Source organism: Paraburkholderia sprentiae WSM5005, from assembly GCF_001865575.2.
Classification (GTDB): domain Bacteria; phylum Pseudomonadota; class Gammaproteobacteria; order Burkholderiales; family Burkholderiaceae; genus Paraburkholderia; species Paraburkholderia sprentiae.
The window spans coordinates 2,219,446-2,236,187 of sequence record NZ_CP017561.2 but is presented as its reverse complement, the minus strand read 5'-3'; the positions used below and the strand labels follow the sequence as shown (position 1 = coordinate 2,236,187).

Sequence of the window (16,742 nt, the reverse complement as noted above, 5' to 3'; positions counted from 1 at the left end):
GAGAAAAGCGCCCGCAGGAATACTGCGGTTTTTCGCGCCCGTAGCGCGAATGCTCGCGGGCAGCGACCGTATCGCTGGTCTATGAGCTTTTCCAGCCGCTGGTGGCCCTCGCGCAGCAGATCATGCGCCCGAAGCCGCTGTTCGCGCCAATACGGCGCGTACGTCCGCGAGCGCTTCCTCGAAGAGACAAAAAATCGACACTCAGGCTGTGCCTTACCGGCCCGCACAAAAAAAGCCGACCCGCGACGATCGGCCTCTGCGTATCAGTCGAAAGACTCGGGTGCGACCGCGCCCCCCTCGATGACCAGATGCGCGGCATCGTTGCCCGGCGCGAAGAAGCGCCAGTCTTCGTCATCTTCAACGCGGTCCGGGATCACGACAAGGCGATACCCTCGCGAGAACGAAACGACGATGCCGCCTGCGTCGTCTGCCGATGCATCCTCGACCTTGACAGGTCCTTGCCCCACGAATATTTCATGCAAGCGCCGCGCCGTGGCGTGCGCCTTTTCATCGGAGTCCCGCAGATCCGCTCTCGTCGCTACGGTGAAGCCCTCTCGTTCGAGCTGCCAGGCACATTGCACATGAAGCGCCCACGCTCCATCCTCCCGACTTCTTCCCCTAAGCGTGTACCGTCGCTGCGGGCCAAATTGCACAGTGACCATGTCTCCAGCATGACTGACCCAGCTCACATCAAGCCCGACGAGCACGGTAAGCCGCCCCGCAATTTCTGTCCTTGTATCAATCATCACCGCCTCCAAACATGTCGTGCCCCCGCTCCAATATTTCGTGATACCCGAGACCTTGCTTACTGATATCGTCATGGAGCTGCCTAGCCTGATTTTTATTCAGCTCCGAACGGGGCGGCATCCGGAAAATGCCCAAGCTTGTCCATCAGCCCGACCATGCGTAACATCAGCCCCGCAAATCCGAATCCGCGTTCATGTCCCCCCTCAAATACCTCACCGGCTACCCCGCACCTCTGCAAGACAAGGTGAAAACGCTGATCGCCGCCGATCAGCTCGGCTCCTACCTCGCGCAAAGGTACCCGAACACGCACGACGTTCAAACCGACCGCGCGCTCTACGCGTACTGCGCGGAGCTCAAACGCGAACATCTGCGCAGTGCCGAGCAGATCGACAAGGTCACGTACGACAGCAAGCTCGACGTGATGCGTCACGCGCTCGGTCTGCACACGAGCATTTCGCGCGTGCAGGGCGGCAAGCTGAAGGCGAAGAAGGAAATCCGCATCGCGTCGTTATTCAAGGCCGCGGCGCCGGAGTTTCTGAAGATGATCGTCGTGCACGAACTCGCTCATCTGAAGGAGAGCGATCACAACAAGGCGTTCTATCGGTTATGCGAGTTCATGCAGCCGGGTTACCACCAGATCGAATTCGATCTGCGTCTCTATCTGACGCATCGCGATCTGGCGAAAAAGACAGCGTGAAACCGACCGCGCAGCAGGCGCGGAAGATAGTGCTGATTCAAGCCGCCACAACAACGGCATCTTCAAGCACCGATGCCGTCAACAACACCGGAATCGACTTCGACGTCGGCGTGCCCGCGCCATCCGCGACCGAGGAGAGCGGCACCAGCGGATTCGTCTCCGGATAATATGCGCCGAGGCAGCCGCGTGGAATGTCGTACTCGACGAGCAGAAAACCATCCACGCGTCGCTCGATGCCGTCGGCCCACACGCTCGTCATATCCACGCGCTGACCGGCCGCGAAACCGAGCATCGCGAGATCGTCCTTGTTGGCGAACAGCACGCGCCGCTGTCCGTACACACCGCGATAGCGATCGTCGAGACCGTAAATCGTCGTGTTGTACTGATCATGTGAACGGGTGGTCATCAGCGTCATCAGGCGTTCGCCGTAACGCTTGCGCGCCTGATGAATCGGCGTGTCGAGCGCGATTGGGTGCACCAGAAACTGTGCTTTGCCGCTCGGCGTTTTCCAGATGCGATCGCGCGACGCAACGCCGAGATGGAAGCCACCCGGATGCTTCAGGCGCTCGTTGTAGTCGCCGAAACCGTCGATCACCTTCGCGATGCCCTCGCGTATCAGCGCGTAATCGGCCGCGTGCGCGAGCCAGTCCACCTTGCCGCTGCCGAGCGTCGCGTGCGCCATGTGCGCGACGATCGCCACTTCGGAGAGCAGATTGTCCGATGCCGGCTTGTTCATCCCGTACGAGATGTGCACCATGCTCATCGAATCCTCGACGCTGACGCCTTGCGCCACGCCGTTCTGAACATCGATCTCGGTGCGCCCGAGCGTCGGCAGGATCAGCGCGTCGCGACCATGCACGAGGTGGCTGCGATTGAGCTTCGTCGTCACGTGCACGGTCAGGTCGCACGCGCGCATCGCGGCCCAGGTGCGCGGCGTGTCCGGCGTCGCGATCGAGAAATTCCCGCCCAGGCCGATGAACACTTTCACCTTGCCATCGAGCATCGCCTGAATCGTGTTGACGACATCGAGTCCGTGCTCGCGAGGCGGCTCGAAATCGTAGGCCGCGCCGAGGCGGTCGAGAAACGCGTCGGTCGGCTTCTCTTCGATACCGACGGTGCGGTCACCCTGCACGTTCGAGTGTCCCCGCACCGGGCACAGCCCCGCGCCGCGGCGCCCGATATTGCCGCGCATCATCATCAGGTTCGACAGCAGTTGCACCGTCGCGACCGAGTTCTTGTGCTGCGTGAGACCCATGCCCCACGTCGAGATCACCGCGCGGCCCTTCACATAGATATCGGCGAGCTTCAGCACCTCGTCGAGCGGCACGCCTGCCTCGGCGACGATCGTGTCCCAGCGCTCGGCGCGCAGATCATCGGCGAAAGCCGCGAAGCCGACCGTGTGTTCGGCGATGAAGCCCACGTCGAGCACACCTTCGAGGCCCGATGCGAGCGCTTCATCGTCGAGTTCGAGCACGCGCTTGGCGACGCCCTTGATCAGCGCGAAGTCGCCGCCGACCTTCGGGCGAATGAACACCGAGCTGATCCTGGTGCTGCCCATCGTCAGCATTTCGACCGGATGCTGGGGGCTCGCGAAGCGTTCGAGGCCGCGCTCCTTCAGCGGATTGATCGACACGATCGTGGCGCCGCGCTTCGCACATTCGCGCAGCTCGCCGAGCATGCGCGGGTGATTGGTGGCCGGGTTCTGGCCGAAGATCAGCAGCGTGTCCGCGTGTTCGAAGTCGTCGAGCGTGACCGTGCCCTTGCCCACGCCGACCGTATGCGGCAGGCCGCGGCTGGTCGCCTCGTGGCACATATTCGAGCAATCGGGGAAATTGTTGGTGCCATACATGCGCACGAACAGCTGGTACAGGAACGCGGCTTCGTTGCTCGCGCGTCCCGACGTATAGAAAGCGGCGCGGTTCGGATCGCCCTGGCGCTGCAGATGACTTGCGATCAGCTCGAATGCGTCATCCCAGCCGATCGGCACGTAGCGGTCGCGGGCGGCGTCGTAGACGAGGGGATCGGTCAGGCGGCCGTGCTGCTCGAGCTCGAAGTCCGATTGCGTCATCAGCTCGGCGACGCTATGCCGCTCGAAGAACGCGGGCGTCACGCGCTTGCCTGTCGCCTCGGCGGCCACGGCCTTCACGCCGTTTTCGCAGAACTCGAACGTGGACGCGTGTTCGCGATCCGGCCACGCGCAGCCGGGGCAGTCGAAGCCGTCAGGCTGGTTCTGCTTGAGCAGCGTGCGGTAGTTGCCGCCAGCGACCTTCTCCTTGAGCAGGTTGATGGCGACGTACTTCAGCGCGCCCCATCCGGCGGCGGGGTGCTTGTACGGCTCGATGCGGGCTTCGGCTTGTGCTTCGTTCTTCTTCATGACGTGGCGATGGACAGATTCGAGGGGCTTTGGAGACCAACGGCACAAGCGTACTGTGTTCCACAAATCTGATCGGACACAGAAAATCGGAAAGAATAGGAGTACAGTGCCGGGACGGTATCTGAAACCGCCGGAAGCTACCCGAAGCCGCCCGAACCGCATGAAGCTCTACGAAAAACTCGCCGACGAAATCACCGAAGCCGTGCGCCGTGGCGTGTTCGCGGCCGGCGAGCGGATCGCGTCGGTGCGTCAGGCGAGCCACCAGCACGGCGTCAGCATCAAGACGGTGCTGCATGCGTATGCGCTGCTGGAGAGCCGCGGCATCGTGGAGACCCGGCCGCAGTCCGGCTATTTCGTGCGCGACGCCGCGGCGCGGGCGCTCGCACCGGCGCCCGCCGCGGCACGCGCGGGCGGCAAGTCCGCGCCGCCGCCGGTGCCTGCGACGGTCGACGTGAGCCGGCTGGTGCTGTCGACACTGCGCAGCATCCGCGCCCACGACGCCGTGCCGTTCGGCTCGCCGTATCCGGACCCGTCGCTGTTCCCGTGGCGGCGCATCAACCAGTACGCCAACGCGATCGCGCGGCGTCACGCGAGCTGGAACCTGATCGACGATCTGCCGCCGGGCAACCCCGAGCTGATCCGGCAGATCGCTCGGCGCTACGCGGACAACGGTCTGCCGGTCGATCCGGGCGAGATCGTGATCACGCTCGGCGCGACCGAGGCGATCAACCTGAGCCTGCAGGCGGTGGCGAAGCCGGGCGACACCGTCGCGGTCGAATCGCCGACTTACTACGCGATGCTGCACGCGATTGAGCGGCTCGGCATGCGCGCGATCGAGGTGGCGACGCATCCGGTCGACGGCATCGACATCGACGCGCTCGCGAAAGTGATCGCGCGGCAGAAGATCGCCGCATGTATGGTGATGCCGAACTTCCAGAATCCGCTCGGTTTTTGCATGTCCGACGAGCGCAAGCGGCAACTGGTCGAACTGCTGGCCGCGCACGAGATTCCGGCGATCGAGAACGACGTCTACCAGGAGCTGTATTTCGGCGACACGCGGCCGTCGACGCTGAAGACCTTCGACACCCAAGGGCTCGTGCTGCATTGCGCGTCGTTTTCGAAAAGCCTGACGGCGTCGTACCGGATCGGCTGGGCGCTGCCGGGGCGGTATCGCGCGCAGGTCGAGAAGCTCAAGTTCCTGAATACGCTGACGACGCCGTCGGTGCCGCAGGTCGCGGTCGCCGATTATCTGCGCCAGGACGGCTACGACCGGCATCTGCGGCACCTGCGCCGCGTGTACCGGCAGCAGGCGAGCATCATGAGCGCGCTGGTCCTGCGCTTCTTCCCGGTCGGCACGCGCGTGTCGACGCCGCGGGGCGGCTACGTGCTGTGGGTCGAACTGCCGGCGACGATCGATTCGATGCGGCTTTATCAGGCGGCGCTCGAACGCGGGATCACGGTCGGGCCGGGCATGATGTTTTCGACGCGCAACGATTTTCGGCACTTTATCCGGCTCAACTACAGCTATCCGTGGACCGCGCAGGCCGAGGCGGCATTGAAAACGCTCGGTGAGCTTGCCACGCGGATGGCGTGAACGGCGCGGTGCCGATGCAATTGACAATCACGACAAGGAGACGCGCATGAACGACGACGACATCGACCCGCAGCTCGCCGCGATACTCGCGCAGCTATGGCGCGCGCACCGTGAGACGCCCCGGCGCTCGTGGTCGCTCGCGAAGCTCTCGAAGCAGGCGGGCGTGCCGATGAGCAGCCTGCGGCGGCAATTGACGGCGCTCGCGGACGGCGGTCTCGTCGACACGATGTTCCACGACGATGGCACCGGGGCGGCGTCGCTGAGTGAAATCGGCGCGCAGCTTTGCGCGGAACTGTTCGGCACGCAACAGGGCGGCGAGCCGTCCGCCGCCGCCGACTAAGCCGCCCGGCGAAACTGCCGCCGACGCGCCATTCGTTCGGCACGCGCGATGACAGCGGTCGTTGCCAGCGGGTCTCGCCGTCTCATTGCCCGGCGCTCGCCTGCACCTGCCGTTGCGTCTGCATCTGCATCTGCGCTGGGGCTTGCAATGGCGTCATGTCCGCCGCCGCGAGCGTGGCCACGCCGCAGAACCAGTCGGCGTCACGCGGCTGATATTTCCACCGCTTGCCGGACTGGCCGAACACGCTCGCACACTGCTCGTTCACGACGAGGCCGGGCTTCGCGGCCGTGCATTGCAGCGTCGACGCGTCCGCGTTCGCTTGCGCATCGACGGACGCCGCATGCCGCGCGCCGCTCGACCAGCTCGCCAGCAGCCGCTGCAATTCGTCGATACGTGTCGCGTACCACGTCCGCAAACAGGCAGCGTCGCGGCAGTTCGCTTCGCGCCAGGCCCACTTGCTGTCGCTGTCGTCGATGAACGCGCGGCGCTGGGCGACTCGCCGACGTGCCTTCCAGTAGAGTTCGCCCAAGGTGTCGTCGAGCGTCGAGAGGGCGGCGTCGCCGCAAATCATGCGCTCGGTCGGCGAGCGGCCGCGCTGACAGTCGAAGCTCGTGGCGTTGGCGTAGGAATGCGCGAGCAGCAGTCCGGCGATCAGAAGCGAGCGGAAGAGGTTCATCGGGTTCCCGGTGGTGCATCGATTGACGATGCCGCCGATGATCGACCGGTCGCGCGCGGCGCGGAGGTCCGAACAACGCGGGAGTTCGGGCCGGTCGTTACCAGATGTTGCCGCGCCGGTTGTCGGCGGGCATTCTGCCGGACGTGAGCGCGACGGGCGCGGGCGCGGCGCGGCGGCGGTACCGAGCGGCTTCGATCGGCGCTGGCGCAGGTTCGCATGTCATGTAGTGGGCGCAACGTCTATATAGGAAGTGGGGGCCCATGGCCAGCCCGGTCGAAAGCGGCCGTCGAAAATGGGAGAACGAATGAAACGACAACTGGTGGCCGGTCTTTCGGTGGCAGCCGGCCTGCTCACTTTGCCCGGTGTGGCCAGCGCGCAGTCGCAGGCCTATACGAACAGCGGAACCAACGTGCGCGCGGGCCCGGCGACCGACTACCCGATCGTCGCGCAACTGCCGGGTGGGGTTCCGGTGACGGTGATGGGGTGCCTGAGCAACTATCAGTGGTGCGACGTCGCCGCGCCGAATCTGCGCGGCTGGGTGTATGCATCGCGGCTCAGTTCGCCGTACCAGGGCGGCAACATGCCGCTGAACTACGGCGCCGCGCTCGGCTTGCCGATCCTCGCGTTCTCGATCAACGATTACTGGGGCAACTACTATCGCGGGCAGCCGTGGTACGGCCAGCGATCTCGCTGGGCGCGTCATGCGCCGCCCCCGCCGCCGCGACCCGGCGCCGGGCATCCGCCACCGAACTGGCGGCCGCCGCCTGGGCATGGCGGCGGGCGTGCGCCGGGGGGACCGCATCCGGGCAACGCCGGCGGGCGTCCTCCCGGCGCACCGCAAGGCGGCGGAGGCGGTCATCCGCCGGGCGGCGGCAATCGTCCTGCTGGCGGTCATCACGGCGGGTCCCAAGGCGGCCACCAAGGCGGTGGACCCGGTGGTGGCGGCGGAACGCGCCCTCCGAGAGGCGGTGGCAACCATTGAAGCCTGACCCCGCCGTCACCCCCGCAACCGTCCGCATGCGATACATGGCAGATTTTCGCGCTGACTTAGCGTAAACCCCGGTGTGCCGCGTACACTTACTTGCCGATGTTGGGTTGGGGGGGCGCAATTATGATTTGCGAAGCGACATCACGTGGCACGACGACCGCCGCGCCGGAAGGCGCGCGCTATCGGCTGGAACGGGCCGAGGAAGTACTCGCATCGGAGCGCAGCGTGTTGCGGCTGATCACTCGCAACGCGCCGCTGCCCGAGCTGCTCGACGAAGTCTGCCGTCGCGCCGAGGCGCTGCTCGGCGACGGCGCGTGTTGCTCGATCCTGCTACTCGACCCGGACGGCGTACATGTGCGCGTCGGCGGCGCGCCGTCGCTGCCGCCCGCGTTCAGCGCCGCGATCGAGGGCGCCGCGATCGGTCCGCGCGCCGGATCGTGCGGCACCGCGATGTTCGAGCGGCGTCTGGTGATCGTCGACGACATCGAATCCGATCCGCTATGGGAAAACTTCCGGAACCTGGCGTTGCCGCACGGCCTGCGCGCATGCTGGTCGGTGCCCTTCGAAAACGACGCCGGCATCGTGCTCGGCGCCTTCGCCGTCTACTATCGTGCCACCCGCCGTCCGACGGCCGAGGAAGAGGCGATGCTGCGCGACATCGGCAGCAGCGTCGGCCTCGCGGTTCATCAGGACGCGATGGCGCGGCGCCTCGCGCATAGCGAGGAGCGCCACCGGCTGGTCGTCGATCATCTGAGCGAGGGCATCGTCGTGCAGTCGCGCACCGGCATCGTGCTCGCCTGCAATCCAAGTGCACAACGCATGCTGCACGTGACACCGGAGGTGGTCGGCCGCAGCATGGGGACCGTGATGACACGTGCGTTCGGCGAGGACGGCTCGGTCATCGGTGAAGACAACCGTCCGGTCTCGCAGGTCTTTGCGACCGGCAAACCGATGCTCGGCGTGACGGTCGGCCTCGAATTGACGAGCGGCGAAGTCGTGTGGATCACGGAGAACGTCGTGCCGATCCTGCGTCCCGGCGACAGTGAGCCGGACTCAGTGCTGATTTCGTTTTCCGACATCGGGCCGGTGCGCGAGGCGCAGCGCCAACTGAAGTACCTCGCCACGCGCGATTCCCTGACGGGTCTCTACAACCGCGCTTATCTGACCGAGCGGATGCACGACCTGTTCGCGCCGCGCGCCGCTGGCGACCATGGTGGTGAGTTCGCCAGCGTCGCGGTGCTGTTCGTCGATCTCGACGGCTTCAAGAAGGTCAACGACACCGCCGGTCACGAGGCCGGCGACGCCTTGCTGCGCAGCGTCGCCGAGCGGCTGTCGGCCTGCGTCGGGCGCAGCGACACGCTCGCGCGCGCCGGCGGCGACGAGTTCGTGATCGTCGCCAGCGCGTACGGCAATACCGGCGAGCTGATCGGCCTCGCGCACCGCATTCTCGACATGATCGCGGTGCCGTTCGCGGTGGCCGGCAACGAGTACTACCTGGGCGCGTCGATCGGCATCAGCCTTTTTCCGGAGGACGGTCAGGACGTCGCGACGCTGATGCGCAACGCCGACTCGGCGATGTATCACGCCAAGCAGCGCGGCCGCAACAACTTCCAGTTCTTCACCGCCGAGCTGAACCAGCATCTGCAGCGGCGTTTCACGATCGAGCAGTCGCTGCGCCGCGCGCTCGCCGCCCACGAGCTGAGCCTCGTGTATCAACCGATCGTCGATAGCCAGAGCGGCCGCACGATCGGCGCGGAAGCGCTGCTGCGCTGGTACAACAGCGAGCTTGGCAACGTGTCGCCGGGCGAATTCATTCCGGTCGCCGAGGACGCCGGTCTGATCGTCGAGATCGGCGACTGGGTGCTCGAACGCGCCTGCGAGCAGGTCGCGCAGTGGCGGCGGACGTTGGCGCCCCATCTGATCGTCGCGGTGAACCTGTCGCCGCGGCAGTTCAACGACGGGCTGCTCGCGCGCATCGAACGCTGTCTTGCGCGCTCCGGGCTCGAACCGTCCGCGCTCGAACTCGAGATCACCGAGCGGCTGCTGATGAGCGACAGCGACACCGTGTTGCCGATGCTGAGCGCGCTGAACGCGATGGGCGTGCGCGTCTCGGTCGACGACTTCGGCACCGGCTATTCGTCGCTGTCCTACCTGAAGCGCTTTCCGCTGCATAACCTGAAGATCGACCGCTCGTTCGTCGCGGGGCTGCCCGATCATCGCGATTCGATCGCGATCACCCAGGCGGTCGTCGCGATGGCGCACTCGCTCGGCATGAACGTCACCGCCGAGGGCGTCGAGACCGTCGAGCAGGCCGCATTCCTGCGCGCGATCGATTGCGACAAGCAGCAGGGCTATCTGTACAGCCGGCCGGTGGGCGCGAGTGCGTATGCGCGCACGCTGTGCGACGCGCAGATGATCGGCATGGCGAACGCGTCCTGATGCGATTGTTCAGATTGCCGAACAAGTGACTTCGCGTTGCCGCTATTTATCGGCGGCAACGCAGTCCCTAAAATTCCCCCATCGAAACGTTATGGGTGCGCGGTGCCGCAGCGGCGCCCCGCGATGGGGGTCGTCATGTCAGAGTTGCTCAGAAACCAGCTTTACCGGCCAGCGGTCGTGCTGCCGATGGTCGCGCTCATGCAGGTGATGGTGTCGCAGGACTTCAATCTCGGCCAGGTTGGCTGGGTATTCGCGGCGCGCGGCGCGCACGCCGCGCTGCAACGTTCGCGCGAATTAATTTGCGCGGTTCATTGCCACGGCTGAGAAGTCCCGCGGAGCAAGCGCAGTAACAACGCAGTCATCCCCCAAGCGCCCGCACAATCAGACATGGCATGGCAGCGCGTGGCACTGAGCGTAAGATGCTACGACCTGCACCCAGCCGGGGAGAGTTGCCATGTCACAGCACTTCGACGCAGCCGTGATCGGTACCGGACAAGGCGGTTCGCCGCTCGCCGTGCGCCTCGCTCAAAGTGGCCGCCGCACCGCGGTGATCGAACGCGCGGAGTTTGGCGGCACTTGCGTCAACGTTGGCTGCACGCCGACCAAATCCTATGTGGCGAGCGCCCGCGCGGCGCACGTGGCGCGCCATGCGGCGGACCTCGGCGTGCAGGTGGGCTCCGTCAGCGTCGATCTCGCCGCCGTTAAGGCGCGCAAAGACCAGATCATCGGACAGTCGCGCAACGGCGTCGAAAAATGGCTGCGCGGCACGCAAAACGTCACGGTATTCAACGGCCACGCGCGCTTCACCAGCGCGCGCACGCTCGTGATCAGCGGGCGTGACGGCCAACTGCTGAACGAGCTCAGCGCCGACGAGGTCTTCATCAACACCGGCACGCGCGCCGTCGTGCCGCCGCTCGAAGGCATCCAGCGGATTCCGTACTACACGAACTCGACGCTGCTCGAACTGACCGCGTTGCCGGATCATCTGGTGATCGTCGGTGGCAGCTATATCGCGCTCGAATTCGCGCAGGTGTTTCGCCGCTTCGGGAGCCGCGTCAGCGTGCTCGTGCGCGGCGAGCGCGTGCTCAATCGTGAGGATGCCGATTTGGCGGAGTCGGTGCAGCAGGTGCTCGCGCGCGAGGGCATCGAGTTTCATTTCGGCGTGCAGCCGACCCGCGTCGAGCCGCATGCGCATCGGCCGAACGACGTGTGCATCGGCTTCGATCAGAACATTCCGGCCATGGAGGCGTCGCACCTGCTGTTGGCCACCGGCCGCAGGCCGAACACCGACGATCTGGGTCTCGACGCGGCCGGCATCGAGACCGACCGGCACGGCACGATCATCGTCGACGGCCAGTTGCGCACCAGCGCGCCGGGCATCTGGGCGATCGGCGATGTCAACGGCCGCGGCGCGTTCACGCATACGTCCTACGACGATTACCACATCGTCGCGGCGAACCTGCTCGACGGCGGCGCGCGCAGCGTCGACACGCGGATCATGACCTATGCGGTGTTCGTCGATCCGCCGCTCGCGCGCGTGGGCATGTCGGAGGAGGAGGTGCGCAAGAGCGGCCGCGAAGCGTTGATCGCGACGATGCCGATGTCGCGCGTGGGCCGCGCGAGCGAGCGCGGCGAAACCGACGGTTTTATGAAGGCGCTCGTCGACGCGCACAGCAAACAGATACTCGGCGCGGCGATTCACGGCATCGAGGGCGACGAGGCGATCCATACGTTCGTCGACATCATGACCGCGGGTGCGCCGTATCCGACGTTGCAATACGCGATGCACGTGCATCCGACGATCAGCGAACTGGTGCCGACGCTGCTCGATGGTCTGAAGCCGATGCGATGAGCGGCCTTGACGCCCGCACGACTCGCACATGACAAGCTCGATCAAACCCGCGCGTAGCAGCGGCAACCTGTTCGATGCCGTCGCGCAATCCGGGGGCGCCCTCGACGAGCGTGTCGACGCGCTCGTCGAACAAGGCGGCGTGACGATCGAGCGGATCGTTTCGAGCGGGCACGCGAGTCCGCCCGGCTTCTGGTACGACAGCCCGCGCGCCGAATGGGTCGTGCTGCTCGCCGGCGCCGCGGTGCTCGAATTCGCCGGCGACGCCGAGCCGCATCCTATGAAGCCCGGCGATCACATGCTGATCGAAGCGCATTGCCGGCACCGCGTCGCATGGACGAGCGACACCGAGCCGAGCGTGTGGCTCGCGGTGTATTACCCGTGAGTCGCGGCGGATCGCACCATCCGCGTGGCCGGCTCGCGCGCATCGACAAAGCCTTGCACCATCGCGGATAATCGGCAGCGGCGCGGCTCGCCTCACCTGCAAGGCGCGGGCGGGCTGTGCGCCCCACCGCATTCATTTTCCGGACATCGCAGCATGGGCAAGGGACGCGTCGAAGCCTTCAGCGATGGCGTAATCGCCATCATCATCACGATCATGGTGCTCGAGCTGAAGGTGCCCGAAGGCCACGATCTCGCGGCGCTGCGCCCGGTGGTGCCGGTGTTCTGCGCCTACGTGCTGAGCTTCGTCTACGTCGGAATCTACTGGAACAATCACCATCACATGTTCCATGCGGTGCAGAAGGTCAACGGCAAGGTGCTGTGGGCGAATCTGCATCTGCTGTTCTGGCTGTCGCTGCTGCCGGCCGTCACGCACTGGGTCGGCGAAAACCATCTGGCCGCATGGCCGACCGCGATGTACGGCATCGTGCTGTTCATGGCGGCGATCGCGTATTTCATGCTGACGCGCACGCTGATCCTTCAGCACGGCCGCGAGTCGACGCTGGCCAAAGCGCTCGGCAAGGACTTCAAGGGCAAGGTCTCCGTCGTCATTTACCTGACCGGCATCGGGCTCGCGTTCGTCGTGCCGTGGGCGTCGGCCGCGCTGTACGCGCTCGCCGCCGCGTGGTGGTTCGTGCCGGACCGGCGCATCGAACACGTGTTGGAGGCCTGAGCATGTTGCTCGCACTGAAGCTCGTGCTGGTGCCGGCCTTTCTCGCCGCACTGACGGCGGCCGCGCGTATCTGGGGGCCCTCGGTCGCGGGATGGCTCGCGGGGCTGCCGGTCGTCGCCGGACCGATCGTGCTGCTGCTCGCGCTCGAGCGCGGGCCCGCGTTCGCGGCGCAGGCGTCGGCGGCGTCGATTGCCGCGATCGCCGCGTCCGAGGCGTTCAATCTTGCTTATGGGTGGACCTGCCGGCGCTTCGACTGGCCGCTGGCGCTGGTCGCGGGCATGGCCGGCTGGCTCGGCGCGGCGCTGCTGATCGTGCGCATGCCCGGCTCGCTGGGGTGGGCGGTGGCGGCCGCATGCGTGGCCGTCGCGGTGTCGCAGGGCAGCTTGCCGCGCGCGACCGGCCATGTGCCGGCGGCGCGCGTCGGGCGAGCGGATCTGGCCGTGCGGATGCTCGCGGGCGCATTGCTGACGCTGGCGGTGACGACGACGTCGGTATCGATGGGTGCGGCGTGGAGTGGTGTGCTGTCGGTGTTTCCGCTGCTCGGCAGCGTGCTCGCGGTGTCGGCGCAGCGTGCGCATGGCGCGGACTTCGTCGCCCTACTGATGCGCGGCATGGTGGTCGGGCGCGGCTCGTTGGCGGCTTTCTTCGCGGTGACGGCAATGCTGCTGCCGCTGTACGGCGTGGCGACGGGGTTTGCGTGTGCGGCGGTGGTGTCGGTCGTCGTGCAAGGTTTGACGCGGCGCATGCTGTCTGCGCAGCGCAGCGCTCAGGCGGCGGCGCGAGAACTGGCTGGACCGCAAGCGGAGCGAGACTGCGCATGACTTCCCGCTCATCCGCTTCGCCTGCTGCCCGCATTGGGCTCATCTCCGATACGCACAACCTCGTGCGTCCCGAAGCGTTGCGCTATCTCGACGGCTGCGACGCGATCGTTCACGCGGGCGATATCTGCAACCCGGCCGTGCTCGACGCGCTCGCGCGAATCGCACCGCTCACCGCGGTGCGCGGCAACAACGATACCGGCGACTGGGCCGCTTCGCTGCCGACGCACGCGCGGCTGACCGTGCAGCAAGTGACGATTCTCGTCGTGCACGACATCGCCGAGCTCGGCTGCGTGCCGCAGGACGAAGGCATTCGCGTCGTCGTGAGCGGTCATTCGCATAAGCCGTCGATCGCCGAGCGCGACGGCGTGTTGTACGTCAATCCGGGTAGTGCGGGGCCGCGGCGCTTCACGCTGCCGGTGTGCGCGGGCAGGCTGATTGTCGAAGGCGCGCAGGTCAGTGCGACCTTCGATGCGCTGCTGAGGTAAAAAAAGCGGGCCGGCGAATTTCGCCGGCCCGCTTCGACACTACGCTTCGCGCGGGATGACTGTGCGGATCAGGCGCGCGCGGTCGCAGTTGCCGCAAACCTTTCATCCATCTCCTCGGCCTCGCGCTCGCCACGCAGCACCGCATGCGCTTCGGCGCGCGTCGCGACGCACGGACCCGAGCCGAGCAGCGGCTTGCGCGCGGTTTCGCGCAGCGCCAGCACCGACGCGATGCCGATCAGCGATGCGCCCATCAGGTAGTACGCGGGCATCATCAGATTGCCGGTGCGCTCGACGAGCCATGCGGTCACGAGCGGCGTGGTACCGCCGAACAGCGACACCGAGATATTGAAGCCGATCGCGAGCGCGCCGTAGCGGATCCTGGTCGGGAATAGCGCAGGCAGCGCCGACGGCATCACGCCGGTGAAGCACGACAGCAGCACGCCGAGAATCATCAGACCGCCGAACACCGGCAGCACCGTGCCCATGCGGATCAGCAGCAGCGCGGGAATCGACAGCGCGAACAGACCGACGCAGCCGAGCAGCATCACCGGCTTGCGGCCGATCGCGTCGGACAGACGGCCGGCGGCGAGCGTCATCGGCATCATCAGGATCATCACGAGCAGCACAAGAAACAGGCCGTGCGTTTCGTTGAAGTGCAGCGTCGCCGACAGATAGCTCGGCAGATACGACAGCGCCATGTAGTCGGTCACGTTGAAAATCAACACGAGGCCGACGCATAGCAGCAGCGGCTTCCACTGCTGCACGAGCAACTGGCGCAACGACTGGCTGGGCAGCGCGCGTTCTTCGGCTTCGCGCTCTTCGGCCTGCTTCTTGAACGCGGGGGTTTCCTCGAGCTTCATGCGGATGTACAGACCCACCAGGCCGAGCGGTCCGGCGATCAGGAACGGCACACGCCAGCCCCAGGAGAGCAGCGCGTCGTTCGACAGTGTCGCCGTCAGCAGCGCGACCGTGCCCGCGCCGAGCACGTAGCCGATCAGTGTGCCGAACTCGAGGAAGCTGCCCATGAAGCCGCGACGCTTGTCGGTCGAGAATTCCGCGATGAAGGTCGCTGCGCCGCCGTATTCGCCGCCGGTCGAGAAGCCCTGCACGAGGCGCGCGAGCAGCAATAGCGCGGGCGCCAGGATGCCGATCGTCGCGTAGTTGGGGATCAGGCCGATCGCGAAGGTGCCCGCGGCCATCATGATCATCGTCATGGCCAGCACACGCTGACGGCCGATGCGGTCGCCGAGCGGCCCGAACACCATGCCGCCGATCGGACGCACGAGAAATGCCGCGGCAAACGTGCCGAAGGTCGCGATGAGCTGCGCGGATGGGCTCGACGAAGGGAAGAACACCTTGCCGAGCGTGACCGCGATATAGCTGTACACGCCGAAGTCGAACCATTCCATCGCGTTGCCGAGCGCCATCGCGCCGACGGCCCGTTTCAGGAGGGAGTGATCGACGACGGTGATGTCGTCGAGGGAAAGGCGTTGTTCCTGCTTGTGATGTCGCCAGAAGCCGTTGCTGGAAGCGGTCAAGGTTAAAACTCCAATGACTGCGACGAAACTGGTGATGCGTTCCGCCACGGTTGCTGGGAAGTGCAATTTCGTGAGCAAGGCGAGAATATCCGCGACACCGGTTATCCGGTGGCGAAACAGATGGCGAAAAGAAGCAAACGCCCGCGCCTCGCGATAAGTTCGCGAAAAAACACTCGTCTAAATTGTGCTGACTGTTGCACCTGCGTGGCCGTGGAAGGGGGGCAGATGCATGGAGGACGCCGGGCTGGCTGGAAGCATGACCCATGCGCCGCTGAAGGCTTGAAACGAAAAAGGCCGGTCTTGAATTTTCCGCGTTAGGCGGGGAAACGACCGACGAGCCTTCTTGTTTAAAAACAGTTCAATTCACGATGACGCGAGCGCGGAAAGCGCAGGGCGAGTCAACATGAAAGAACGCGAATGAAGGTGAATTGCCGTTGAAACGACGCACATGTTAGCACGATGGCAGAGGATCATGCAAACCGGGCGTGTCACGCCGGGCCGCTGATTCGGCTCAATCCATTGTGGGGCGGGAGATCTGGCGGGGTCGGAGCGGTCTCCGAAACGAACCGCTTAGAACATTTCCGAGCGCTTTTTTAGCCCAAGATGACGCGACGCACAGCCGAGGTCGGGGCGAAAAAAATCCGCGCTCGCGGCGCGGATTTTTGGCGTGCGGTCACCCGCTTCGGGCGAGACGTCGCATCATGCCGGACGCGCCGACCCTAGGCCGACGGCGGCACGTAGCCCGACGCGGTATCCGCGCCTTCGCCGAAGAAGAACTTTTCGGTCTGCTTCATCAGATACTGCCGCGCGCGCGGATCGGCCATGTTCAGGCGGTTCTCGTTGATCAGCATGGTCTGCTGCTTCAACCAGCTCTGCCAGGCTTCCTTCGAGATACTTTCGTAGATCCGCTTGCCGAGTTCGCCCGGCAGCGGCGGGAAATCGAGGCCTTCGGCTTCCTTGCCGAGCTTCGCGCATTGAACCATACGAGTCATGCTGTGCTTCTCCTGTGTCGACCGGAGTTGGTGCTTTAGCACTTACTCCGGTCCCATGAAAAATGGTTGCTGTATCAGAAAAATGGTT

16 protein-coding genes are annotated in these 16,742 nt (G+C 65.5%); 11 read left to right on the top strand and 5 right to left on the bottom strand.

Translation table 11 applies throughout. From position 1 onward, the window contains the following. Window positions 1–263: 263 nt before the first annotated feature. Window positions 264–821 carry a hypothetical protein gene (locus BJG93_RS10140; RefSeq protein ID WP_231337395.1) on the bottom strand — a complete coding sequence of 186 codons (558 nt, stop codon included), beginning with the start codon at window positions 819–821 and terminating at the stop codon, window positions 264–266. Window positions 822–940: 119 nt separating this feature from the next. Between BJG93_RS10140 and BJG93_RS10135 the strand changes: the two genes are divergently transcribed. Continuing rightward, window positions 941–1,444 (top strand): M48 metallopeptidase family protein, encoded by a 504-nt coding sequence (locus BJG93_RS10135; protein ID WP_027198159.1) that lies wholly within the window; start codon window positions 941–943, stop codon window positions 1,442–1,444. A gap of 37 nt (window positions 1,445–1,481) precedes the next feature. Here the strand turns inward: BJG93_RS10135 and BJG93_RS10130 are convergent, their stop codons facing one another. After that, window positions 1,482–3,818 carry an FdhF/YdeP family oxidoreductase gene (locus BJG93_RS10130; protein WP_027198158.1) on the bottom strand — a complete coding sequence of 779 codons (2,337 nt, stop codon included), beginning with the start codon at window positions 3,816–3,818 and terminating at the stop codon, window positions 1,482–1,484. 160 nt (window positions 3,819–3,978) lie between these two features. On the opposite strand from BJG93_RS10130, the gene BJG93_RS10125 reads away from it, so the two are divergent. Then, on the top strand, window positions 3,979–5,412 hold the full coding sequence (locus BJG93_RS10125; RefSeq protein WP_027198157.1) for an aminotransferase-like domain-containing protein: 1,434 nt from the start codon (window positions 3,979–3,981) through the stop codon (window positions 5,410–5,412). Between the two features lie 46 nt (window positions 5,413–5,458). Then, window positions 5,459–5,752 carry a helix-turn-helix domain-containing protein gene (locus BJG93_RS10120; protein ID WP_027198156.1) on the top strand — a complete coding sequence of 98 codons (294 nt, stop codon included), beginning with the start codon at window positions 5,459–5,461 and terminating at the stop codon, window positions 5,750–5,752. A gap of 82 nt (window positions 5,753–5,834) precedes the next feature. Here BJG93_RS10120 and BJG93_RS10115 read toward each other — a convergent pair whose 3' ends face one another. Next, a complete protein-coding gene (locus BJG93_RS10115; RefSeq protein ID WP_027198155.1) occupies window positions 5,835–6,428 on the bottom strand; it encodes a lysozyme inhibitor LprI family protein in 594 nt (197 codons plus the stop codon). A gap of 304 nt (window positions 6,429–6,732) precedes the next feature. Here BJG93_RS10115 and BJG93_RS10110 point away from each other — a divergent pair, with 304 nt between their 5' ends. The 8 genes from BJG93_RS10110 (at window position 6,733) to BJG93_RS10075 (ending at window position 14,124) form a co-directional block, all read left to right on the top strand. Next, entirely contained in the window at window positions 6,733–7,410 is a 678-nt protein-coding gene (locus BJG93_RS10110) for an SH3 domain-containing protein (RefSeq protein WP_034479516.1), read from the top strand. Between the two features lie 129 nt (window positions 7,411–7,539). Next, complete coding sequence (locus BJG93_RS10105) at window positions 7,540–9,855, top strand: putative bifunctional diguanylate cyclase/phosphodiesterase (RefSeq protein WP_027198154.1); 2,316 nt, start codon at window positions 7,540–7,542, stop codon at window positions 9,853–9,855. 135 nt (window positions 9,856–9,990) lie between these two features. After that, a complete protein-coding gene (locus tag BJG93_RS10100) occupies window positions 9,991–10,179 on the top strand; it encodes a hypothetical protein (protein ID WP_027198153.1) in 189 nt (62 codons plus the stop codon). A 130-nt stretch (window positions 10,180–10,309) separates the two neighbouring features. Beyond that, window positions 10,310–11,707 carry an FAD-containing oxidoreductase gene (locus BJG93_RS10095; protein WP_027198152.1) on the top strand — a complete coding sequence of 466 codons (1,398 nt, stop codon included), beginning with the start codon at window positions 10,310–10,312 and terminating at the stop codon, window positions 11,705–11,707. A gap of 28 nt (window positions 11,708–11,735) precedes the next feature. Further along, window positions 11,736–12,089 (top strand): cupin domain-containing protein, encoded by a 354-nt coding sequence (locus BJG93_RS10090; protein WP_027198151.1) that lies wholly within the window; start codon window positions 11,736–11,738, stop codon window positions 12,087–12,089. A 153-nt stretch (window positions 12,090–12,242) separates the two neighbouring features. Continuing rightward, window positions 12,243–12,818, top strand: a complete 576-nt coding sequence (locus BJG93_RS10085) for a TMEM175 family protein (protein ID WP_027198150.1) — start codon at window positions 12,243–12,245, stop codon at window positions 12,816–12,818. Between the two features lie 2 nt (window positions 12,819–12,820). Continuing rightward, a complete protein-coding gene (locus BJG93_RS10080) occupies window positions 12,821–13,639 on the top strand; it encodes a hypothetical protein (RefSeq protein ID WP_027198149.1) in 819 nt (272 codons plus the stop codon). Further along, window positions 13,636–14,124 (top strand): metallophosphoesterase family protein, encoded by a 489-nt coding sequence (locus BJG93_RS10075; protein WP_027198148.1) that lies wholly within the window; start codon window positions 13,636–13,638, stop codon window positions 14,122–14,124. Before BJG93_RS10080 ends, BJG93_RS10075 begins: the two co-directional genes overlap by 4 nt. Window positions 14,125–14,192: 68 nt before the next feature. On the opposite strand, the gene proP is transcribed toward BJG93_RS10075, so the two are convergent. Both proP and BJG93_RS10065 read right to left on the bottom strand, forming a co-directional pair. Next, complete coding sequence (gene proP, locus BJG93_RS10070; RefSeq protein WP_027198147.1) at window positions 14,193–15,662, bottom strand: glycine betaine/L-proline transporter ProP; 1,470 nt, start codon at window positions 15,660–15,662, stop codon at window positions 14,193–14,195. Window positions 15,663–16,381: 719 nt separating this feature from the next. Beyond that, window positions 16,382–16,654: an oxidative damage protection protein gene (locus BJG93_RS10065; RefSeq protein WP_026225286.1), complete on the bottom strand. Its 273-nt coding sequence runs from the start codon at window positions 16,652–16,654 to the stop codon at window positions 16,382–16,384. Window positions 16,655–16,742 lie beyond the last annotated feature (88 nt).